This is a genomic window from Methanohalophilus sp. DAL1, assembly GCF_001683555.1.
GTDB lineage: Archaea > Halobacteriota > Methanosarcinia > Methanosarcinales > Methanosarcinaceae > Methanohalophilus > Methanohalophilus euhalobius.
Map to the genome: position 1 here is coordinate 1 of NZ_MAFX01000057.1, position 22,228 is coordinate 22,228.

General features: G+C 39.5%; 23 protein-coding genes. 14 read left to right on the top strand and 9 right to left on the bottom strand.

Annotation, left to right across the window (positions count from 1 at the left end; all coding sequences use genetic code 11):
* The 11 genes from A9957_RS09910 to A9957_RS09960 all read left to right on the top strand — a co-directional run.
* The coding region (locus A9957_RS09910) for an SDR family oxidoreductase (RefSeq protein WP_292344081.1) at positions 1-288 on the top strand (288 nt) is incomplete at its 5' end.
* A 173-nt stretch (positions 289-461) separates the two neighbouring features.
* Positions 462-833, top strand: a complete 372-nt coding sequence (locus A9957_RS09915; protein ID WP_292344083.1) for an acyltransferase — start codon at positions 462-464, stop codon at positions 831-833.
* A 2-nt stretch (positions 834-835) separates the two neighbouring features.
* Positions 836-1,084, top strand: a complete 249-nt coding sequence (locus tag A9957_RS09920; protein WP_292344086.1) for a hypothetical protein — start codon at positions 836-838, stop codon at positions 1,082-1,084.
* Positions 1,081-2,199, top strand: a complete 1,119-nt coding sequence (locus A9957_RS09925) for a DUF354 domain-containing protein (protein WP_292344087.1) — start codon at positions 1,081-1,083, stop codon at positions 2,197-2,199. The genes A9957_RS09920 and A9957_RS09925 overlap by 4 nt, the downstream gene beginning before the upstream one ends.
* Positions 2,196-3,266: a non-hydrolyzing UDP-N-acetylglucosamine 2-epimerase gene (gene wecB / locus A9957_RS09930; protein ID WP_292344089.1), complete on the top strand. Its 1,071-nt coding sequence runs from the start codon at positions 2,196-2,198 to the stop codon at positions 3,264-3,266. The genes A9957_RS09925 and wecB overlap by 4 nt, the downstream gene beginning before the upstream one ends.
* Positions 3,266-3,451 (top strand): hypothetical protein, encoded by a 186-nt coding sequence (locus tag A9957_RS09935; RefSeq protein WP_292344091.1) that lies wholly within the window; start codon positions 3,266-3,268, stop codon positions 3,449-3,451. The genes wecB and A9957_RS09935 overlap by 1 nt, the downstream gene beginning before the upstream one ends.
* Before the next feature lie 18 nt (positions 3,452-3,469).
* Positions 3,470-4,519, top strand: a complete 1,050-nt coding sequence (locus A9957_RS09940; protein ID WP_367121914.1) for a polysaccharide deacetylase family protein — start codon at positions 3,470-3,472, stop codon at positions 4,517-4,519.
* The gene (locus A9957_RS09945) at positions 4,494-5,702 is read left to right on the top strand and encodes an ATP-grasp domain-containing protein (RefSeq protein ID WP_292344095.1); all 1,209 of its coding nucleotides are present in this window, start codon (positions 4,494-4,496) and stop codon (positions 5,700-5,702) included. The genes A9957_RS09940 and A9957_RS09945 overlap by 26 nt, the downstream gene beginning before the upstream one ends.
* Positions 5,692-6,333 carry a PHP domain-containing protein gene (locus A9957_RS09950; protein ID WP_292344097.1) on the top strand — a complete coding sequence of 214 codons (642 nt, stop codon included), beginning with the start codon at positions 5,692-5,694 and terminating at the stop codon, positions 6,331-6,333. The genes A9957_RS09945 and A9957_RS09950 overlap by 11 nt, the downstream gene beginning before the upstream one ends.
* Before the next feature lie 143 nt (positions 6,334-6,476).
* The gene (locus A9957_RS09955) at positions 6,477-7,466 is read left to right on the top strand and encodes a glycosyltransferase family 4 protein (RefSeq protein ID WP_292344099.1); all 990 of its coding nucleotides are present in this window, start codon (positions 6,477-6,479) and stop codon (positions 7,464-7,466) included.
* A 27-nt stretch (positions 7,467-7,493) separates the two neighbouring features.
* Positions 7,494-9,392, top strand: a complete 1,899-nt coding sequence (locus A9957_RS09960; RefSeq protein WP_292344101.1) for a glycosyltransferase family 39 protein — start codon at positions 7,494-7,496, stop codon at positions 9,390-9,392.
* A 62-nt stretch (positions 9,393-9,454) separates the two neighbouring features.
* Here the strand turns inward: A9957_RS09960 and A9957_RS09965 are convergent, their stop codons facing one another.
* The 3 genes from A9957_RS09965 to A9957_RS09975 all read right to left on the bottom strand — a co-directional run bounded on the left by A9957_RS09965 (position 9,455) and on the right by A9957_RS09975 (position 12,381).
* Positions 9,455-10,426: a glycosyltransferase family 2 protein gene (locus tag A9957_RS09965; protein ID WP_292344102.1), complete on the bottom strand. Its 972-nt coding sequence runs from the start codon at positions 10,424-10,426 to the stop codon at positions 9,455-9,457.
* 585 nt (positions 10,427-11,011) lie between these two features.
* Positions 11,012-11,140 (bottom strand): hypothetical protein, encoded by a 129-nt coding sequence (locus A9957_RS09970; protein WP_292344103.1) that lies wholly within the window; start codon positions 11,138-11,140, stop codon positions 11,012-11,014.
* Between the two features lie 623 nt (positions 11,141-11,763).
* The gene (locus A9957_RS09975) at positions 11,764-12,381 is read right to left on the bottom strand and encodes a bifunctional 2-polyprenyl-6-hydroxyphenol methylase/3-demethylubiquinol 3-O-methyltransferase UbiG (RefSeq protein ID WP_292344104.1); all 618 of its coding nucleotides are present in this window, start codon (positions 12,379-12,381) and stop codon (positions 11,764-11,766) included.
* Between the two features lie 300 nt (positions 12,382-12,681).
* Here A9957_RS09975 and A9957_RS09980 point away from each other — a divergent pair, with 300 nt between their 5' ends.
* Positions 12,682-14,166: an oligosaccharide flippase family protein gene (locus A9957_RS09980; RefSeq protein ID WP_292344105.1), complete on the top strand. Its 1,485-nt coding sequence runs from the start codon at positions 12,682-12,684 to the stop codon at positions 14,164-14,166.
* A gap of 71 nt (positions 14,167-14,237) precedes the next feature.
* Here the strand turns inward: A9957_RS09980 and A9957_RS09985 are convergent, their stop codons facing one another.
* The 6 genes from A9957_RS09985 to A9957_RS10010 all read right to left on the bottom strand — a co-directional run bounded on the left by A9957_RS09985 (position 14,238) and on the right by A9957_RS10010 (position 20,911).
* Positions 14,238-15,668 (bottom strand): nucleotide sugar dehydrogenase, encoded by a 1,431-nt coding sequence (locus tag A9957_RS09985; protein WP_292344106.1) that lies wholly within the window; start codon positions 15,666-15,668, stop codon positions 14,238-14,240.
* A 20-nt stretch (positions 15,669-15,688) separates the two neighbouring features.
* Positions 15,689-16,627 carry a UDP-N-acetylglucosamine 3-dehydrogenase gene (locus tag A9957_RS09990; protein WP_292344108.1) on the bottom strand — a complete coding sequence of 313 codons (939 nt, stop codon included), beginning with the start codon at positions 16,625-16,627 and terminating at the stop codon, positions 15,689-15,691.
* A 4-nt stretch (positions 16,628-16,631) separates the two neighbouring features.
* The gene (locus tag A9957_RS09995; protein WP_292344109.1) at positions 16,632-17,705 is read right to left on the bottom strand and encodes a DegT/DnrJ/EryC1/StrS aminotransferase family protein; all 1,074 of its coding nucleotides are present in this window, start codon (positions 17,703-17,705) and stop codon (positions 16,632-16,634) included.
* Between the two features lie 53 nt (positions 17,706-17,758).
* The gene (locus tag A9957_RS10000; RefSeq protein WP_292344110.1) at positions 17,759-18,427 is read right to left on the bottom strand and encodes an acyltransferase; all 669 of its coding nucleotides are present in this window, start codon (positions 18,425-18,427) and stop codon (positions 17,759-17,761) included.
* Positions 18,428-18,459: 32 nt separating this feature from the next.
* Positions 18,460-19,827, bottom strand: coding sequence for a mannose-1-phosphate guanylyltransferase/mannose-6-phosphate isomerase (locus tag A9957_RS10005; RefSeq protein ID WP_292344112.1), 1,368 nt, complete (start codon positions 19,825-19,827; stop codon positions 18,460-18,462).
* Positions 19,828-19,951: 124 nt separating this feature from the next.
* Positions 19,952-20,911, bottom strand: coding sequence for an NAD-dependent epimerase/dehydratase family protein (locus A9957_RS10010; RefSeq protein ID WP_128754710.1), 960 nt, complete (start codon positions 20,909-20,911; stop codon positions 19,952-19,954).
* A gap of 134 nt (positions 20,912-21,045) precedes the next feature.
* Between A9957_RS10010 and A9957_RS10015 the strand changes: the two genes are divergently transcribed.
* Together A9957_RS10015 and A9957_RS10020 are read left to right on the top strand one after the other, a co-directional pair.
* Positions 21,046-21,477 carry a UDP-N-acetylglucosamine 2-epimerase gene (locus A9957_RS10015; protein WP_292344113.1) on the top strand — a complete coding sequence of 144 codons (432 nt, stop codon included), beginning with the start codon at positions 21,046-21,048 and terminating at the stop codon, positions 21,475-21,477.
* Complete coding sequence (locus tag A9957_RS10020; RefSeq protein WP_128754709.1) at positions 21,474-22,217, top strand: hypothetical protein; 744 nt, start codon at positions 21,474-21,476, stop codon at positions 22,215-22,217. The genes A9957_RS10015 and A9957_RS10020 overlap by 4 nt, the downstream gene beginning before the upstream one ends.
* Positions 22,218-22,228 lie beyond the last annotated feature (11 nt).

Genomic DNA, 22,228 nt, shown 5'->3' on the forward strand with positions numbered 1-22,228 from the left:
TCAATATATTCCGGAAGCAAGGCGTTTATCGTTGGATTTACCAAATCCCTTGCAAAAGAACTTGGAAGTTATAATATAAAAGTAAATGCGGTTGCTCCAGGGTCTATTGAAACTGACATGTTAAAGATTTATGATGACGAAATTCTTGAAAATCTTAAATCAAATATTTCGCTTGAAAGATTGGGCAAACCAGAAGATGTGGCAAATGTAATAATCTTTTTATCTTCTGACATGGGAAATTATGTCAGTGGGCAAGTAATTGGTGTTGATGGAAACCAATCGATTTAAAATTATTCGGAGAAAGCATGATATCAAACCGGGATAAAGAAACCTATAATGAAGTTGTAGAGCATTATGGTGGCAATAAGTTATCCTTTGGCCTTAAATTTTTAAAAAATTGGTTTTTAGAAAGATTAGCTAATAGTTGTCCTATTCCTTCATGGAGAGCAAAATAGCATAAAATGAGAGGAGTTAACATAGGCAATAATGTCTATGTAGGATATGATGTTGTATTTGATAGAATTCATCCAGAATTGATCACTGTGGGGGATTATTCCGAAATTGGAGATAAATGCATAATTTCTGCTCATTCAAGGGGCACTTTGACCACCAGGCATGCATATCCACGAAAAATGGAACCTATTGAAATCGGATCAGGTGTATCCATCACTCCAGGCTGTATAATTATTCAAGGTGTAACAATAGGTAATGATTCCATAATAGGTGTAGGGTCTGTAGTTAGCAGAGATATTCCACCAAATAGCCTTGCTATGGGCTATCCTGCAAGAGTTATCAAAAAAATAGGCAAGGAAGAACAAGATAAGGAATCATAATCATGAAAAATATAGTAATTGATTCACCTATTCTTCGTGACAAATATCCTCGCAGCGAGGCACCTGTGAAAATTGGAAAAGGAGTCTGGATGGCACCCGGTTGCATCGTGATACAGGGAGTTGAAATCGGAGATAATTCAGTTATAGGCACAGGTGCTGTAGTAAATAAGGATGTACCTAAGAATAGTGTTGCTGTAGGTGTACCTGCGAAGGTTGTTAAGGAATTAGACATTGAAGGTGACCCTGAATGAGAATTATTGTAGACATTGCCCATCCGGCACACGTTCATTTTTTTAAAAATTTCATATGGGAGATGGAAAAAAGAGGTCACGAAGTGATCATTACAGCAGGAGATAAGGAAGTAACACTAAAATTACTTGATAATTATGGTTTCAAATATCATTTCACCTGTAAGAGAACAACCGGATATAGATTGATGTTTGAAATTGTAAAACGAGATTTTCAGATGCTAAAATTTGTTAAAAAATATAATCCTGATATCGTAATGGGTATTGCAAGTACAATCTCTGCCCATGTTTCAAGAGTCACTAGTGCAAAATCCATTGTGTTTACAGATAATTTTCTGAATTATGATAAAATTTTAACTCATCCATGGGCAGATACTATAATTACTCCCACCTCTTTTACCCATGATTTGGGGAAAAAACAAATCAAAGTTCCTACTTTTAAAGAACTAGCATATTTGCATCCAAATAGATTTGATCCAAATTCAAATATCTATAATCTCATGAATCTTAAAGAAACAGACAGATATGCAATCGTTCGGTTTGTATCATTTAAAGCATTTCATGATACAAATAAATCTGGATTTAATGACAAAGATAAAATTCGGTTGGTAAACGCTATAAAAAAATACGCTAACGTAATTATCAGTTGTGAGGGGGAACTCCCCGAAGAATTAAAACAATATGAGATGAAGTTTCCACCAGAAAGAATTCACGACGCATTATATTTTGCAGATTTGTTAGTGACTGATTCACAAACAATGACAACCGAAGCTGCGGTTTTAGGAACACCAGCAATCCGTTGTAATAATTGGGTAGATTCAGGTAATGAAATGTTAAATTTTATAGAATTAGAGAAAAAATACAACCTTATTCATAATTTTAGTAATTCAGATATAGCAATAAGCAAATGTTGCAACATATTAGGCAATCCTGATTTAAAGAAGGAGTATAGAGAAAGAAATAAAAAAATGTTGTTTGACAAAATTGATTTCACTGAATTTTTAATGTGGTTATCCGAAAATCATTTCAAATATCATGGGAAGGAGATGCAAAATTCGTATATTGATTATCGTAGTGAGTGTCTGGATATCCACAAATTATCAAGGTGCTCTGAATGAAAATAGCAAGCATCTTAGGCGTCCGACCACAGTTTGTGAAGGCATCTGTCGTTTCCCAAAAGTTAAGGCAACATCATGAAGAAATACTCATTCATACCGGACAGCACTATGATTACCAGATGAACAAGATATTTTTCGATCAATTGGGACTGCCTGAGCCTGAATATCATCTAAACATTGGTTCTGGTTCTCATGGTAAGCAGACCGGAGAAATGCTTACCAGGATAGAAGAAGTTCTGCTTAAAGAAAAACCCGATCTTGTTCTCACATACGGTGACACGAATTCCACACTCGCAGGAGCCCTGGCAGCATCAAAATTACATATAAAGACCGCACATGTGGAAGCCGGGCTCAGGAGCTTTGACCGGACAATGCCCGAGGAAATCAACCGGATTTTGGCAGACCACTGTTCTGACATTTTGTTCTGCCCCACCCCTAATGCTGTGGAAAATCTGAAAAAAGAAGGGATCACAAAAAATGTCTATCTTACAGGCGATGTTATGGTTGATTCCCTCATATTCAATAAAGAAATAGCAGAAAAGGAATCTCGCATCCTTGAAGATTTGAACCTTGAATCCGGACAATATCTGGTTGCTACAATTCATCGTGCATCAAATACCGATAACAAAGCCAATCTTACAAATATAGTGAATGCCCTCTCTGAAATCGATGAAAAAGTTGTATTTCCTCTTCACCCGCGTACCGAGAAATTCCTGAAACAATACGGATTATACGATAGACTGAAAGACTCCGTAGTTCTCACCCAGCCTCTGGGTTTCTTTGATTTTATAAAGCTGATGAACAATGCCCGGATGATTCTCACCGATTCCGGCGGAGTTCAGAAGGAAGCCTATGTGTTGAAAGTTCCATGCGTTACGTTAAGAGACAACACGGAATGGGTGGAGACTATTGAGGATGGATGGAATGTTCTGGTTGGTGCAGATAAATTAAAAATTGTAGAAATGGTGAATGGGTTCAAACCATCTTTAGAAATGCATGAAGATAGGTATGGATTGGGGGATGCGAGTGGAAGGATTGTTGAAATAATCAATACAGGTGACCTCTAATGCTCCACAAACCCCTCTTCATCCTCGCCCACCAACTGGGAGACCGCAATTTCTATCCCACCTACAAGCGGCTGCTTGCAAACCAATGGCAGAGTAATTCCCGGCAGAAGGACTCCCAGGAGATGCAGTTGAGGAAGATGGTGGAATTTATAGAAAGTTATTCGAGTGATCAAAATAACATATAAAACTCATAAATGAAAAATATGAACCAGATAGACAATCTAGAATATTGGAATATTTTTACTCGAAAAGAAGAATATTCAGCATCTGAACTTGATAACCATGATAGGTTTCCTTATAAACAAAGTGAGTATCAAAGTATTTTAGACCCAGTTGTTTCAAAGTATTTGATTGAAAAGGGTATGAGTCCTGAATATCCTGACGGGAAGAAATTTGCAGTTTGTTTAACTCACGATATTGATGATATTCTTCCTCCAGCAAAACATACTTTACTTTCATCATTATTTTGCATGAAATTTTTGGATGCAGACCGGTTCAAAAAGCAGGTTCTATGGAAAAAGAAAGGTATGCAAGATTCACCTTACCTTAATTTTAGAGAAATAATGGAATTAGAGCAAAAGTATGATGCCAAATCCTCATTTTATTTTATTACAACTGAAAAAGATCCTGTAAGATTTAGATATAATATTGAAGATATAGAAACCGAATTATCTGAAATTATTGATAATGGATTTGAAGTCGGTTTACATGGAGGTTATTATGCATATAATAGCCTTGAGACGATCATAAAAGAAAAAGAAAGATTAGAAAAGACGTTAGGCAAAAAAGTGATAGGATACAGGAATCACTATCTTAGATTTAAGGTGCCGGATACCTGGGAACTATTGTCAAAAGCAGGATTTAAGTATGACACCACTTTGGGTTATAGTGATAAGCCAGGATTCAGGAATGGAATGTGTCATCCTTTTAAGCCTTACAATTTGAATACAAATGAAGAGTGTAACATATTAGAAATTCCTTTGGTTATAATGGATGGAGCGATGTTTTCTTGTTCAAAAACCTTTGAAACAGCATGGCAATATAGTAAAGATATTATTGACACTGTTGAGAGATATAATGGAGTAATAACTTTATTATGGCACAATAATGTATTTAACTGCCCATTTAGGGATGATTGGAAAAAACTATATGAAAAAATATTGAAATGTTGCTATGAAAAAGATGCATGGATGACAAGTGGTGAAGAGATTTTTGAGTGGTGGAATAATGAAAGTAAAAGTCTTAGTTACTGATGGTCCGAATAAAAACACACTCGCAATACTAAGAGCCCTTGGTAAATCTAACTATAAAATTGATGTTACGAGCAATTATTCTAAGGTCTTTACATTATCTTTTTACTCAAGATATTGCAATAAGGTTCACACATTAAAAAGTAAATCACAAAATATTGATGATTATGCAGAGGAACTCATTGGAATATTAAAGAATGACAATTATGATATGTTAATTCCTGTTGGACTGACAAGTTATTTAGCTGTTACCAAGCATAAAGATAAGTTTAAAAAGTTAACACATCTTCTTGTTCCTGAGTGGAATGTTATGCAAATAGCATCTAATAAAGACAAAACTATGGCATTTGCTAATGAACATGAAATACCCATTCCAGAAACTTGTGTTCTTTATGAGGAATCAGATCTAGAATCAATTAATAAATTTCCTGTTGTAATTAAATCATCAGATGGTGCGGGAAGTTTTGTATATTATTGTAATAATAAAATAGAACTTTATAAGCATTACACGTATCTAAAATCTATTAGTAAAACCAATATTATATCTCAAGAATATGTAACAGGATTTGGTTGCGGATTTTATGGGGTCTATAAGAATGGAAAGTTGATTACACATTTCTTACATAGAAGAATAAAAGAGTTCCCCATCACTGGAGGTGCTAGTGCAGTAGCAGAGTCATATTATGATGAAAAATTATATAACTATGGCAAAAAACTGTGTGATGCTTTGAAATGGAACGGTCCAATTATGGTGGAGTTTAAATATGATATTAAAAATGATGACTATAAATTAATAGAGATAAACCCAAAATTATGGGGTTCGTTGGATTTAACTATCGAAGCAGGAGTGAATATACCTGAAGTAATTATTGATTTAGCACTTCACAATATTGAAAAATCTAATGCAGAATATAAGTACATAAAATACAAATGGCTGTTTCCAGATGAGTTTAAAGTTTTAATTTCCGACATTTCTCTAAATAGTTTGAAAGATTTTTTTTCCACGGATAATAATACAAAAACAAATTATTATTGGAATGATCCTTTGCCTTTTATAATACAAATCATGCGTTCATTGTTGTATGCTCCACTCATCTTTTTTAGCAACAAAAGAAAATTTCCTCATGGCAAAGTTGGAGTTATTAATAATATAAACATAGATAAAGGTGAAAATTTTGAGAGGTGATTTGCACATCCATTCTAAATACTCATATGATTCTTTAATGAAACCTTATCAAATTTTAAAATTGTGTAGGAAATTGGGTTTTGACGTAATCTCAATAACCGACCATGATACGATAAAGGGATCATTAGCTGCAAAAAAATACGAAAAAGAGTTTGGAATTGAAGTTTTAATTGGAGAAGAGAGGAAAACCAATTATGGGGATATTATTGGCTTAAATTTGAATGAGAAACTCAAGGGTCGAAATTGCATGGAAGTTTTAGAAGAAATAAAAGATCAGGGAGGGATTAGTATTTTTCCCCATCCTTACAGAGGGCATAAAAATATTGAAGACATTTCTAAACATATAGATATAATAGAAACTTTCAATTCTCGCAACCATGCTGAAGCCAATAATAGAGCTTTAAATCTTGCTAAAAATTTAAAAAAGCCATGTGTCTCCGGAAGTGATGCTCATATTTATTCAGAGATTGGAAATTCTGTTATGGTCTTTGATGATCTATATGGTAAACACAAAGAGTTCTCATGCACATATTCTTCTAAAAAGCAGAAAGTAGAATCTTATCTTATAAAAGATATAAAACTCAAAAAGATTCATAAAGTTCCATTACATCTTATGAGGTTGTTTTATTGACACACAACAAGAAGATACTGGTTGTTTCACATCACTACTTAACCTTTGTTAAAGATCAGTTTGAATGTATTTCACAATACGTTAGTGAAATTAACGCACTTATAAGGACTAACTATTATTATTTACTAAAAAAAAAGTCTCTTGTGGATTTATCAGATATGCCTATGAATGTGAATGTATTGACAACACCCATACTCTATGCACCTCTAGATTCACAATACAAAAAACTTGGAGACAAACACTTCAGAGCTGTTGAAAAAGCGATCAAAAAGCACAACATCAACTTTGACATAATTCATTCTCACTTTACATGGTCTGCAGGTTATGCAGGTGCAAAACTGAAAGAAAAATACAATGTACCTTTCATAATTACGGCTCATGGATATGATATCTATTCATTACCGTTCAAAGATGAAGAATGGAGATCTAAAATCGAATATGTCCTTAACGCTGCAGATCATATAATCACAGTAAGTAAGAGTAATCTGGAATGTATCAAAAGACTGGATGTAAAAACACCGGTTACTGTTCTTCCAAACGGATATAGACCGGATATGTTTCATCCAGCAGATGCTATCCAGTGCAGGGACAAACTCGGTTTATCCCATGATAAAAAAATAATAGTAACTGTAGGCAATCTGGTTGAGATTAAAGGCCACAAATACCTCATTGAAGCCATGAAGGAAGTGGTGAAAAAACGAAAAGATGTCATCTGCTACATTGTGGGCGGAGGTGCTCTGGAAAATAAGCTGCAAAAACAAATTGATGACAGCAATTTGGCAGATTATGTTAAACTTGCAGGGGCCAAGCCACATTCTGAAATCCCCCTTTGGATGAATGTCTGTGATGTTTTTGTGCTGCCCAGTTTGAATGAAGGAAACCCCACGGTTCTATTTGAATGTCTGGGATGTGGTAAACCATTCGTTGGAACCAAAGTTGGTGGTGTTCCGGAGATTATAACTTCTGATGATTACGGGCTGCTGGTTGAACCATATGACTCGCAGGGTCTGGCGGAGAAGATTGAAATTGCTCTGGATAAAGATTGGGATGAAGGAAATATTATAAATTATGCCAAACAGTACCAATGGGATAATATTGCTGAGCAGATACAGGATATTTATGATAAGGTATGATTGAAAGGAATAATTCGGGCGTGTTTAATGTTTAAGCCGAAATTTGAGAAAAGTATTGATTTTATTCTGGCAACTGCCGGATTGATATTGGGCGTATTTATTATTTTCCTGTATTCCCTGAGTCCTACCATTCATCTTATTGGTATTGGCCTGGCACTTTCTCTGGGCTGTGCATTATATATAATTATTAAAAAATCGATAGATGATGATATCCCAGGTTACAAGGCCAACATCAATGAAAAACGGATATTAGATATTGCGTACCTGTTCCTATTCAGCCTCTCATTGTTAATATGGAACACTTCCATAGACCGGCCTTTCAGTTATTTTCTGATATTCTCACTATGTGCAGGAGTATTGGCTCTCTCAATTTACATGAGTGATAATAAACTGGATTATTACATACAGTATGGAAAAATAATTTTTCTCTCCTTCAACATCAAGTATTCCATCTACATGTTTGCCGGGTACATTCCAGGAGTGGACCCTTATGGTCATGCCAAAATGAATGATTTACTGGCCAAATCAGGAAACATTGAAGTCTTGATGGGAAAAGAGATGTATTTTCCTATTATGCATGTTCAAACAGCAGTAACAGAAGTGATCTCTGCAGTACCTATTAAAGATGCCAGTAATTTTGCCATAATAATTCCCTTTGTAATTGCATCATCCTTCGTATATATGGTCGGAAGAGATTTGTTTGGTGAAAAAATAGGATTGCTTGCGATGCTGCTTGTAAATGTCAGTGATTTCCATATCAGTTGGGGTTCGGCTCCCCAGACCACATCCTACGGAATAATATTGTATTACCTGTTAATGTATGTGTTATTCCAGGTTTTCAAGGATAAATCCAACCCCAAATGGATATCAATGTCCATATTTCTGATTATTGTACTGATTATCACTCATGCAGTCTCTTCGTTTATTTTTGTAATCACCATTTTTGCACTGGTGTTTGGTTCTATGATCTATAGCCACCGGTATGGAAACAACAGAAAGGGCCTCTACGGTGGATTGTTCCTAATATCGGGTGTAGCCCTTCTCCAGCACTGGTTCATTGCATTGTATTCAAAAGGAGGAAGACCTTTCTTTGACCAAATTGTATCAGGCCTGCATTATTACGTAACAGGAGCTGCAGATTTCCTGAATAGGCCGGAAGCAACTTCAGAAGTGGTAAGTTCAACATTGCCTCCTTTCTTCGAACGTTTTGCTGATACGTTTGGTTTATCGCTGTATCTGTTCTTTGCAATAATAGGTTCATTATTTGCTCTTTCATATAAGCACAGAGACCAGATTAGATTTGCCTACATCCTTGTAATGATTGTGCTCTTTGGAATAACCTTTGCATTCCCTGTTTTTGGAATGAGGAATATCATACCAAGCCGCTGGTTTGCTTTTGAGTATTTCTTTGTAAGCATGTTTGCAGCTTTTGCAATCATCCAAATTTCAAGTCTGACAAACCGAGTTGTTCTGAAAAAATTGTTTTTTGTCACTATACTCTGCATGATGGCTTTTTTCATGTCTGCTAGTACTATTCCAAACGGAGATAGTCCTCTGTGGCTGGAGGATTCGACCATATCTACCACCTACAATACCCCAGAGATAAGGGGTGCAGAAACAATGAGTCGATATTCTGATGATCTTTTTAGTGACAGTAGATATGGGTCTTCTGTTTTGGGTGTCTGTTTAAATCTTGACCAATCTCCATTACAAAACAAACAGAGGATGAGTAGCAGAGTTAATGAAATATTATTATGGAGAAATTATATGTTAGACCGCCCCATTAGAACCTTCGCAAAAGTAGAAGGTTATGATCGCAGAATTGTGAAGAAAGAAATACTTGGGCCTGAAGTACTGAAGAATTTAATAAAAGAAAATAAGATATATGAAAATGGCGAAATTAGTGGATTTTTTATAATAAAATAAATTATGGTCTCTATAAAAATCCTCTTATGAATTATAAAAGAACCATTTATATGAATACCTTTTCAAATATATCTGTTTTTATAATTGTTGGGCATTTGATTAATTGTTGATTTCAATTTATCTTTAATTGGAACAAATCCATCGATAATGGACAGAATAACAATTAGTTTTTCTCTAATAGACGAATTTGAATTACTTATAGCTCGTTTATAAAAATCATATCCTCTTTGAATTTTTTTTTCTTTAAAATATGCTCTAGAAACTTCTAAAAAATGGCATTTATATATTTCATGCTGTATGTTTGTAGGATATGTTATTATATCTTGTTCAAAACAAGACAAATACTTGTATTTTAGTTCTTCTAAAGTTTTTGCTTTTGGACGGTTGTTACTGTCATCTTTGTGTATTATTGTCAACTTCTTATCAACTGCCCCCATTTTGTATTTTCGAAAAAATCGAATTAATAATTCCCAATCCTGATGTCTTTTAAATGTTTCATTGAAACCATTTAATTCATCGAGTACTTTTTTTTTGAATAATAAAGTGGACCCCGAACCAATTCCCGCTTTCATCATCAATAATTCTTCTTTAAAATTACCTTCAGTCAAATGTCCACTTTCCATAACAATCTTGTTTTTGTTTTTGCAAATATACCCCGTATAAACGCCGCCCCATCTATCATCTAATTTCGATATTTTACTAATTTGTAATTCAATTTTGTTAGGTGCAAATTCATCATCATCATCCAGAAAAGCTATATAATCTCCATTCGCATTTTTTATACCAGTATTTCTTGCCGCAGCCCCATTTTTATTTGTCTTATGCTTCAAATATTTAATATTATAATTTGCAATATACGGTTGCATAAACTTTTTTGTTTCTTCTCTATATTCACTATATTCGTCATTGTCATCTACTATTATAATTTCAATATTTTTATATGTTTGATTTAACACACTCTCTATAGCTCTACCTAAAGTAGTAGTTCTTTTATAACTAGGAATTATTACACTAACTAAAGGTTTTTTTGTCAAAATTGCTACCTCTATATATTATAAGATTTTAATTGAACTTGCATTATTTATAGTCTTTCGATTAAGCCATATAAGATTAAGTTGAAGATAATCATTAAAATGAGTTACTATTAATTCTCTTATTTGGACAATGGTTGTATGACATGTCCTAATAATATAAACTATAGTTTGCCTTACACTGTAAAAGACTTGATAAATATAGAATATGTTGATACATGATTTAATCGCACATCTAATGAATTGATGACATCTATTTTGTGCAATTGTAGAGTTTGAAAGCAACTCCACAAAATGCCAGTGAAAGAATCTGCGAGTTATTGCACACGCAATGACCCCGGTTAATCCGGAAAACAGGCCGGCCCAATTATAGAAATAGAAAGGTCACGACCTCCAACGCTTCCCTACCCCAAGCCTCTCGATCACCCTCTCAGCAACCTTATCGACCTGAACATCTTTCCTACGTCTCTCATACTCCGCCACAATATGATCAACCGCCGCACTTTTATTGCATTTCCGCTCCTCCATGACCCTGTGGATAATTTACCGTACGCGGACTCATGGTTGTATGTAGTATCGGCCTCATGGTCAATCCTCGTCGGCGTCTTCACATAACTTATTCAGTTCTCTGGACAGTGCATTGGCCTTCTCCAGAATCTTCGGGGAATTTGCAATCTTTTCAAGATTTACCTGCATATGGGAATTGTGCTGGGCCATATTAACCTCCACCCCTCTTTTACCAAACTCTGCAGGACAGCTGCGCTCCAGCCACCAGGCAGCCGCCCGCCACGAATCAGGAGGGCGACCTTTAGGTACTGCTGTGATATATAGTGCAGAGATTGAAAACCGAACTGTATATGTCCTGTCCGAACAGGCGGCATCTGTATTATGTGGAAGTATCTGTGAGATAATGGGAAATAGATTTTCTATAAAATGATTTGAAAGAGATGCAGTTCTTATTGAGATTACTCAAACACTCACTCATCTTGATGCATTTTTAGATAATTAATGTGGAAGATAGAATATGAGTATAGTTAATCGATCTTTAGAATGGAAATTTAACAAAATATCCAGTAGAGACTATCGGAAAAGTCTACCAACATGGAAAAATTACAATAGTTTCAGAGTAAAGTAGTCATGAATAAAAGTAAAACCATAAGCAATAACATGATTTAAGAAAATGCTGATGGCGTCGTTTTAACAATTAAATTATAATTGGTTAGTTTATCATACAATGTGGAATTTCCGACAATCTTTAAAGCAAAAAAGTTAAAACAATTCTACGTTTTTTTACTTCTTTCACACGTAATCAACTGAATACAGTAGAAACATATAGCCTGTTATGTTACTCTTGACAAAACATAAAATCTATGGTATGGCATTTCTACAACATTATAACAATTAATAATACTAAAGTGTTTTTTAATTGCTCTTTCTACTTTTTCTACCTCAAAACCACGTTTGTTTATTTCCCAGTAATGTTCTCCATCAAAATCGTGTTCTTTTTTAATTGGGTGAGGGAAAAATATGTGTTTAGTTTGCAATAAGGGCAACTTAAAGTACAAACACTTTGTTCTTGAGTCAGGTAAAGAAATAACAACATTCTTACTTGACACCTGTTTAATTTGATCCAAGCAATGTTCAAAATGTTCAAATGGAATGTGTTCTAAAACCTCACTACATAAAACAACATCAAAAGAATGTTCATCGAACATAGATGTTAATCTCTTAACGTCACATACATAATCAGGATTAAGTGATTTGTCAAAATCGACAGTTGTCACGTTGATATTCCTTGCCTTCAAATAGTTTGATACTGTACCATTCCCTTTTCCTATTTCTAATACGTTATTAGGGTTGAGGTTTAGAACTTCATTTATTTGATACCAATATGACAACCATCGTTTTTTATTATCATATCCATTAAAATAATGTTCCTTTTTTACTTGAATATTCATTTAACTTTCACTCTCCAATATTGATATAATTTTATTTGCATATTAAACAATGTCTACCATATAAATGCAAGTAATCATATAATAAGGTAGAGAAAGGCTGGAACATACTGATGGAAGCGGAGTATTGCAAATATTCAAGTCAACTTCACATAAGCAGATATTTTCGGAGACATTAATGCCATTGCAAGGTTCTGTGAAATATTGGATCTCAAATCTAAACCCATCGGTATCGATATCCTTATTTAGACCCTCTCCTTTTAAAAGGCAGCCTGAAAATAGTTTGCTATAATTGGCGATATAATGCCTTCCAAAAATACCAATGAGAAAAGATTTGCATCAGATGTCCTGACCCTTGTGGGCGGTACTGGAATTGCCCAGATTGTGGCTATTGCGGTTTCACCTATACTTAGTCGTATTTATTCTCCTTCTGATTTTGGTATTCTTGCACTATTTGTATCTTTGAGCGGGATACTGGGGTCAATTGCATGTCTCAGATATGAAATGAGTATCATGCTGCCTGATTCAAAAGAAGAGGCAGATACCCAGTTGATATTGAGCATTATAGTGGCACTTCTTTTCTCAACCATAACGGCAATTATATTCCTTCTATTCAAAAATCCCATTCTGCAATTATTCAATGCACAGGAACTGGGAAACTATGTATATCTCATCCCTCTGTTCATTTTTCTGCAGGGCATGTTTCTGTCCTTGAATTTCTGGAATTCCCGCAATAAGAAATTTAAAAATATGGCCCATGCAAGGATATCTGCATCCCTCTCAAAGGCAGGCACACAGGTAGGGGCAGGCGGAATCGGTTACGTAAGTGGCATTTCCCTGATTATCGGATCCCTGGTAGGCAAAATTTTTTCCGTTATAACCCTTGTCCATTCGGCTTTCAAAAAAGGAGTATATGTCAGGCAGGTGAATTTTAGAAGTATTGGTGCCGGAATCAGGCGATATAAAAAATTCCCACTCATAGACACCTGGTCAACCCTGCTTAATTCCCTGTCCTGGCAATTGCCCGTCCTGTTGCTTTCAGCCTTTTTCAATTCTGCTATTGTAGGTTTTTATTCACTTGGATTTCGCTTGCTGCAGATGCCCATGAGTTTCATTGGCAGTTCCATCTCCCAGGTATTTTACCAGAGAGCCACGGAATCTAAAAATGAAGGTACTCTGAATGTACTTGTCGAAAACGTATTCAGAATATTGGTATTAATCGGACTGTTTCCAATTCTCATTCTTACTCTTTCAGGAGATGCAATATTCGGTGTAATTCTGGGTATGGAATGGGTGGAAGCGGGAATCTATGTTCAGATTCTGAGTATCTGGGGATTCATATGGTTTATCTCATCTCCCTTAAGCACCCTTTATGTGGTTTTTGAAAAACAGGAATTCGGATTAAAGTTCAATACCTTCAACTTAATAACAAGAGCACTCTCCCTTCTGATAGGTGGATATTTAGGGGATGTATATGTGGCTTTAGGATTATTTGCAATATCCGGGATTTTTATGTATGGATACCTTTGCCTGAAGATGCTGCATTATGCGGATGTCAAGAACTCCACTGCCGCCAAAATAATATTCTCCAGTTTTAAGTTGTTCGTCCCGGCTGCACTTTTACTTGTTGTACTAAGGTTATTTAGTGATAATCTTTATTTGATTACAGGAGTGGCGGCATCTCTTTGTATTACCTATTACCTGTACATTTTGAAAACAGATTCACAACTGCAATCCTTACTGGAAATATTGCCAATGGTACCGGATTCAATGAAAAAGAAAAAATAATACTTAATAAAAATAGGTTTGTGGCCCGGATGTAATGGCCACATTTTGATACAGTGGTATCACAAATTTAATCAGATCATCTCATGCCCGTTCTTATCTCCCCTACCAATCCCCTTATACACAAACCCTGCATCAATAAAAGCATCCGGCTCCACCACATTCCTGCCATCCACAATAACAGGATGAGTCTGTCCGGACAACTCCTGCAACCTCTGGGGCTTAAGAGAATAATACTGCCTGTGCCCTGCAAAGACCACCACTGCATCCACACCGTCCAGCACTTCCTCCATATCCTGGGAGATCTCCACGTCCGGATACTGCAGCACATGCGGATCGTGTACTTTGACCTCTGCGCCTGCATCGATCAATAGGTCGCGGTAGGGCTCAGCCGGAGTGTTCCTGGCATCATCCGAATCATTGAGGAATGCCCAGCCCAGGATCGCCACTTTGGCATCTGCGATATCTTTATTGATACGCTCCAGGGCCTCCACAGTCAGATTGTACATATGCTCTGGCATGAAATCATTGATATGGCGGGCTGTGACGTAGAGAGACGGTTCTTCAGGGAAATCCAAGTCTGCCTGTTTGGCTATCTGCAGGCCGCGTTCCAGATGATAGGTATCCTTGGTCAGGCAGTGGCCGCCCACACCGGCTCCCGGGTACAGGATGGCCCGGGTGATGCCTTCGCCTTTGAGACTCGCCACCCCTTCCCGGACATCATAAACATTGATTCCCATGGCTTCACAGTACAGGGCCAGCTGGTTGACTGCGGCGATCTGCAGGTCCCGGAACGTATTCTCGGACGTCTTGGTGACCTCGGCTGCAGTGGCGGACATCGGGATAACACGACCCTTTGTGAGCACCGGCTCGTACAGGTCCACAGCCCTCCGGGTACTGACATCATCGATGCCGCCCACGATACGATCATGCTCCTGAATATTCTGCAACAGACGGCCCACCATGACACGCTCCGGTGCATGGGCCAGGGCGAAATTCTCACCCGCCTTCAGGCCGGATTCCTCTTCCAGAATTTCTCTGGCCATCCCTGTAGTGGTTCCGGGAGTGATGGTGGATTCAAGTACCACCAGCATACCGGGTTGCAGATACTGGCCTACATGGCGAATCCCGGCCTCAAGTGCCGAGAAATCCGGCAGCAGATCCTTCGGGTCCTTGAACGGGGTCTGTATGGCCAGGGTTACAGCATCCATCTCAGTGATCCGGGAAAAATCGGGAGTGCATTCGAATTTATCTTTTTCAACTACCTTCTCCAATAAATCCTCCAGGCCCGGTTCCTCACCTTTCAGCGGGCTTTCCCCGCGGTTGAGCATATCGATCTTGTAACCGGAAGTGGCAGAATTGCGCTGGAAGCCCAGCACTTTATCGAACTTCGGGGAATCGGCAAACAGGGCTGCTGCGGGAATACCCACGTAACCCATCCCGATAACTCCTATTTTTTTGATCGGCCCACGTTCTTCAAGTAATGATTGTAATTTGTCGGTCATGATGAATCTCCATTAAAATTTCAGTATTCGATCTGCACCAATTTCTCCTCAGTATAAGAACGGATGGCACCCAGGCACACTTCCAGCGCATGCCTGCCTTCCTCTCCGCAGGGATGAGCAGGTTCTCCGTTTGCCACGCAATGAATGAAATGACTCAATTCGTTTTTCAGGGGTTCGGCCTTTTCCACTTTCGCATACCTAATCCAGCCTTTATCATGGATCTCCACGGTCTGGTCGATATAATCCAGATAGGCCACACCTTCCAGTCCCACCACGGTCAATTTACGTACCTTGTGGGGAGTCAGCCAGTTGACCTCCACCAGCCCTGTCAGATCATGATCCAGGCGCAAATGTACACTGGCATGGTCCTCGAAAGGATGGATATTTGCCCCTGCCACCGCATGCACCTGATTGACATTCCTATCATAAAGATGGCAAATTATATCGATATCATGCACCCCGATATCCAGGATAACACCCACATCCCTGATACGCGGATTATAGGGACCCACTCTGCGTGTGGATATTGATACGATCTTGCCCAGGATACCCGATTCAATTATTTCCTTCAGCCGCATTACTGCCGGATTGAATCGCTCGATATGACCCACCATGAGATTCTTATTTACTTCCTTTGCCTTTGCGATCATGGCATTGGCATTCTCAATGGTATCCGCAATGGGTTTTTCCACAAGCACATCCAGCCCCGCTTCCAGTGCCTCAAATACCACCTGACGGTGTAACTTGGTGGGCACAACGATACTCACGGCATCCAGATCCTGAGCAAATAATTCCTTATAATCGGTAAATCCTGCAGTATTATACTGTTTTGCAAGAGAATTCACTCGTTGCTCATCCACATCCGCAATCCCGGCAAGTTCCACACCCTCCATCTCATGGTAGATACGCACATGGTTCTGCCCCATGGCACCTGTACCCACAACACCTACTCGTAACATCGAATCATTCCCAGTTTCTAATAGTTGTAATTATGTGTTCAATATCTGCCTTTTCCACTGCCGGATGCACCGGCAGGGACAGTACTTCTTCAGCAGCCTTTTCAGTTTCCGGCAGATTATCCGTATAACTTAAGTTCCTGTACAGGGGCTGCTGATGAATGGGGATTGGATAGTAGATACCGCAACCCACGCCATTATCCTTCAGGTAGTCTGCCAGAGTGTCCCGATTCTCCGTCCTGACAGTATACTGATGATAGACATGTTCACACCCTTGCCTTACAACAGGGGTAGTGATATAGTCGAGATCTTGCAAACCATCTGTAAGCACAGACGCATTCTTTTGACGGGCGGAATTGAATTCATCAATTCTGTCAAGTTGAACCAGGCCGATGGCTGCGGCAATATCGGTCATCCGGTAATTATACCCCAAAAGTTCATGCATATAACGCTGTTTTGAGCCATGCGCCCTGATCATTCGTGCCTTCTCTGCCACCTGCACGTCATCGGTGGTGATCATACCACCTTCACTGGTAGTCATATTCTTGGTGGGATAGAAACTGAAAGCCCCTGTACCAAAAGAACCTACCCTTTTCCCATTAAAACCAGCCCCATGTGCCTGGCATGCGTCCTCGATAACTGCAAGATCATGATCTTCTGCAATTTCCATAATTGCCTGCATGTCAGCAGATTGCCCATACAGATGAACCGGCATGATGGCTTTTGTTTTAGGAGTGATCTTTTCCAGGATCGAATCAGGGTCTATATTGAACGTATCCGGCCGGATATCCGCAAAAACAGGTGTTGCACCTGTGGCAAGGATGGAGTTACCGGTTGCAATGAAAGAAAAAGAAGATGTTATCACCTCATCCCCCTGACCAATACCATTAGCCAATAAGGATACATGCAGGGCGGCAGTCCCTGAATTCACAGCAATGGCATGCTCCACCCCTGTATATCTGGCAAACGCCTCTTCAAATTCCACTACTTTGGGGCCTTGCGCGATCATTCCGGACCGTAATACAGAAGAGACAGCGTCAACTTCTGCCTCTCCAATCAGGGGTTTTGCTATGGGGATCATTAGAATATCATGCCTTCATGAGTGAGTTTACAGGTACTGTTGTATTAGACAATTCAAATATTATTTAAAGTTTTCAAATCATCGGACAAATCTGTAATTGTAGCCGGTGCACCCATGGCAAGTTTCCAGGGAGGAACGTCCTTTGTGACAAGCGCACCCCCTGCGACCATTGCCCCTTCTCCAACTTCCACTGCCGGCATCAGGGTGGCATTGGCACCTATGGATGCTCCTTTTCGCAGCACAGGACCCTTATTCTCAAATTGTTTGCGTATGGGATACTTATCATTGGCAAGCACTGCACATGGCCCGATAAAGACATTATCCTCGATCACAACATCCGTGGGAATGTAAACATTACCCTGGATACTCACATTATTACCTATCGTTACATTGCCATCGATAATAACATTGGTACCAATCAGCACATTATCCCCGATAGTGGTATTTTCCCGGATTATCACGTTATGACCCGTCTTGAATTTACTACCCGTGGAAACATTGCTGAAGATGGTGGTTCCCGGTCTGATTATGGATTCAGGACCAATACTGCAGCCTGTAAAATCAGCATCCTCTATTCGGCGGTCATTGTCCAGGATTTCCATCAGGATGCTGTGTTCGGGATAGCCGAGAATAGTGTTTTCAAGAACGATGGAATTTTCACCAATCGTGGAAGAACCATATATTTTGGAAGATGAAAGAATTATATTATTACATGAAACCATATTATATATCTACAAAATAGAGATTTATTAATTTACCTACCATACACATCATCAAATCTGACAATATCATCCTCTGCCACATATTCCCCCAGCTGCACCTCAATGATTTCCAGTGGAATCCTGCTCGGGTTACCCAACCTGTGCCTCTCCCCTGCACGGATAAAGGTACTTTCCCCGGGTCTGACAAAATAATCGTCGCCATTGACGTGAACCTCTGCCATACCTGTTACAACCACCCAGTGTTCACTCCTGTGGTAATGCAACTGGAGACTGAGTTTCTGCTCTGGCATAACCATTATTTTTTTGATCACGTGGTTATCGGAAGATTCGAGGACTGTATAGGAACCCCAGGGGCGATACACCGTCTGTCCGATTTTGGCACGTGGATCATCTTTTTCTTTAAGCTGATTCACAATCTGCTTGACCTTCTGGCTGCTCTCTTTAGGGCTTATCAGCAAAGCATCCGGAGTATCCACGACTACCATATCATTTACATCGATAAGGGAGACAAGTTTGCCTGTTCTGGAATGTACCAGATTCTTCTGTGAATCCAGAGGCAGAAGTTCGCAGTCATACACCACATTGTCATCAGAATCTTTATCCAGTTCATCGTAAAGCGCAGCAAAATTACCCAGGTCACTCCATTTGTATTGCAGGGGGACTACGGCCACTTTCTGCGATTTTTCCATGGTACCGTAATCCACAGATATGGAAGGAATCTCTGTATAAACCTGGTTTATATCCTCGTTTTGTTCAAATGACTCATAGATTTCAGGTGTAGCCATTGCCAGTTCACTGAAGAAGGTTTCCGTATTGAACAGGAACATCCCGCTGTTCCATAGACAGCCTTCCTCAATGTATTTGCAAGCCGTTTCTTCATCGGGTTTCTCCCTGAATTCGGAAACTCTCATGCCGATACTGAGACTTTCAGCGGGTTTAATGTACCCATAACCGGTATTCGGGGATGTGGGTTGAATACCAAAAGTTAGAAGATAGCCATCATCTGCCAGGGATTCGGCATCTGAGATCGTTTGCATGGCCCCGGAATCCAGTACATGATCAGAAGAGAAAATGCCTACATTGGACGGCCCGAACAGGTTTCGAATCTCTTTCATCCCGAAACAGATTGCAGGTAAGGTGTTTTTGCCTTCAGGCTCGATGAGTACATTCTCTCTGGGAAAATCGTAACCCAATTCCTGTATCTGGCCGATGACATAGAATTTCTGTTCCGCATTGGTAACCACGAATATTTCCGATACATCAGATACTTCACAGCAGCGCAGGAAAGTTTGCTGGAAGAGAGAATGTTCCCCGATTTTCAGGAACTGTTTCGGATAATGCTCTCTGCTGAGCGGCCATAGACGGGTGCCGCAGCCTCCTGCAAGAATGATGGACTTCATGTTGTTTCACCAAAATTATTGAGTGGGAATTAGGGAAATAGTTCCCTATATTTTGTTATATAATAAGAATCATTTGCAAATGTTATACACATAAATATTGGAATTATGTATCGGAACTAAGCATTCAAAGTAATTCTCGCACAGTTTGCCTGACACTTTTCCCAGAATCTATTTCGGGCTTCCAGCCCAGATTCTTAAGTTTCTCCACAGCAAGGCGCATTTTCGGTACATCGCCTTTCCAGCCGCGGGAGCCTCCGGTATAATTGAATGTAACATCTGCCAGGCCCATTTCTTTTACCACGGCCTCACCTATCTCAGTGGCACTGATGGTATCCTCTGAACCAATATTGAAGATGTTCACGTTTTCAGAATCTACACCTTTTGCATATTCCACCACGAAAAGAATGGCTTCTACACATTGCCTAACATGGAGATAGGATTTGGATTGTTTACCGTCTCCAAGGATCTCCAGTATTTCTGGATTGTCTTTTAGTTTTCTGATAAAATCAAAGATTATACCGTGATTACTACGGCTTCCAATGATATTGGCAAAACGAAATAGCCAGCAGTTCATATCAAACGTATGGCAGTATGATGTGATCAGCGCCTCACTTGCAAGTTTGGATGCTCCGTAAAGGGAAATTGGGACAAGTGGCCCATAATCTTCGGGCGTGGGAATAACTTTTGCCTCCCCGTACACCGTGGATGTAGAGGTGAAAGCAATATTCTCTACATTATTCTTACGCATGGCCTCCAGCAGATTATAGGTAGTAAGAATGTTCTGGTCGAAGTGTACCTTTGTATTTTCCGCACCCAGCCGGACATCGGGGTTGGCAGCCACATGATATATCAGATCAATTTCACTGCAGGCTTCATTGATAGCGGGTTCGTCAAGCAGGTCTGCTTCCAGAAATGTGAAATTTGGTTTGTCGAGATGGGGTCCTATGTATTCCTTGTTACCTGAACTTAAATTGTCAATCACTGTGACTTCATAGCCTTCAGAGACTAGACTGTCTACCAGATGGCTGCCGATAAAACCTGCACCGCCTGTTATCAGTATCTTTTGTATCTGTTTCTCCGCCACTATTTGAGCCTCACAACAATGATGAATGCTGCTTATAATATTTTTTTATAGTATAAGATGTATTCGGAAGAGGTGTTATTGGACATAAAACGTTTGAATTAAAATATGCATCCTTAGTATATTATAATGCTTTTGTGGACTGCGGAGAAAAAATAGTGTTTCCGGTACATCCCAGGACGGCCAAATACATGAAGCAGTACGGCCTGTGGGAAAAAGCCAGTGCAAATCTGGTGCTCACAGAACCCGTGGGCTATCTGGACATGCTCAAACTCACGGGTAATGCAAAGAAGGTGCTGACCGACTCCGGAGGGTTGCAGAAGGAGGCCTGCATGCTGGGTGTGCCCTGCATTACCCTGCGGGAGAATACCGAGTGGGTGGAGACCGTGGAAGCCGGCTGGAATGTGCTGGTGGGAGCGGAGTATGGGGAGATTTTCAAGCAGATCAGGGAATTTGAAGGCGCTGCTGTGAAGACGGATGCATTTGGGTGTGGAGATGCTTGTGAGAAGATTGTTAAAATTATCCCGATTATCCAATTATTTTCTATGGGAAGGAGAGATGATACTTGACATCAACAACAACGAATGAATGTCTTCTTAAATATCAAAAATTCATTGAAACCACGGAGTTCAACCCGAAGATCATACGATGTCTCTTTGTGAACGCCTATAATCAGTTCCTCGCAGGAACCATATTGGCTGAGAAGGGGCTGAACACCCCGTCATTTAACTGTCTGAGGATGGGACTGGAAAGCGAGTGGATTGGAATTATCCTCACAAGAAACCGTGAGATGGGGCTCTTCTGGGCTTTTGGTGTAGGAAACGATGCCACACAAAAACAACTGATCCAGCTGGAACGACCATTCGAGATCAGAAAGAACCTCGGGAATACGGAGAGAATCACCATCAAAGACCGAAACGAGATCTATGCGGCTCTCTCTGATAAAAGCCATACAAAGATGGGGAGTGTGACACGGTTTCTGATCCCACGAGATGCCCATCCCTCTGATGGATATGTAGACTGTATCCCGCCTGGTGGTATGCGGGAAGAAAAGGCTGTTGAGAATATCCTTCAGGGAGTCCGGGTGGTACTCTCGTTCGCTCTGGCGGAGATTGAGGACAGTCTCGGGTGTCACCTTCTGGAGAACAGGTGGACATGGAACCGTAATGAATTGAGATATATCTCTGGCGGGGGATATGCAGATTCCCATGGGGAATTTGAACCCCATATTACATCAAAAGGGCATCCTGGTAGAGACTCGATGCAGCTCATGTCCCTCCTGAGTGCAATCCGCCATGGAAAAATCTGATTTCGGACAAA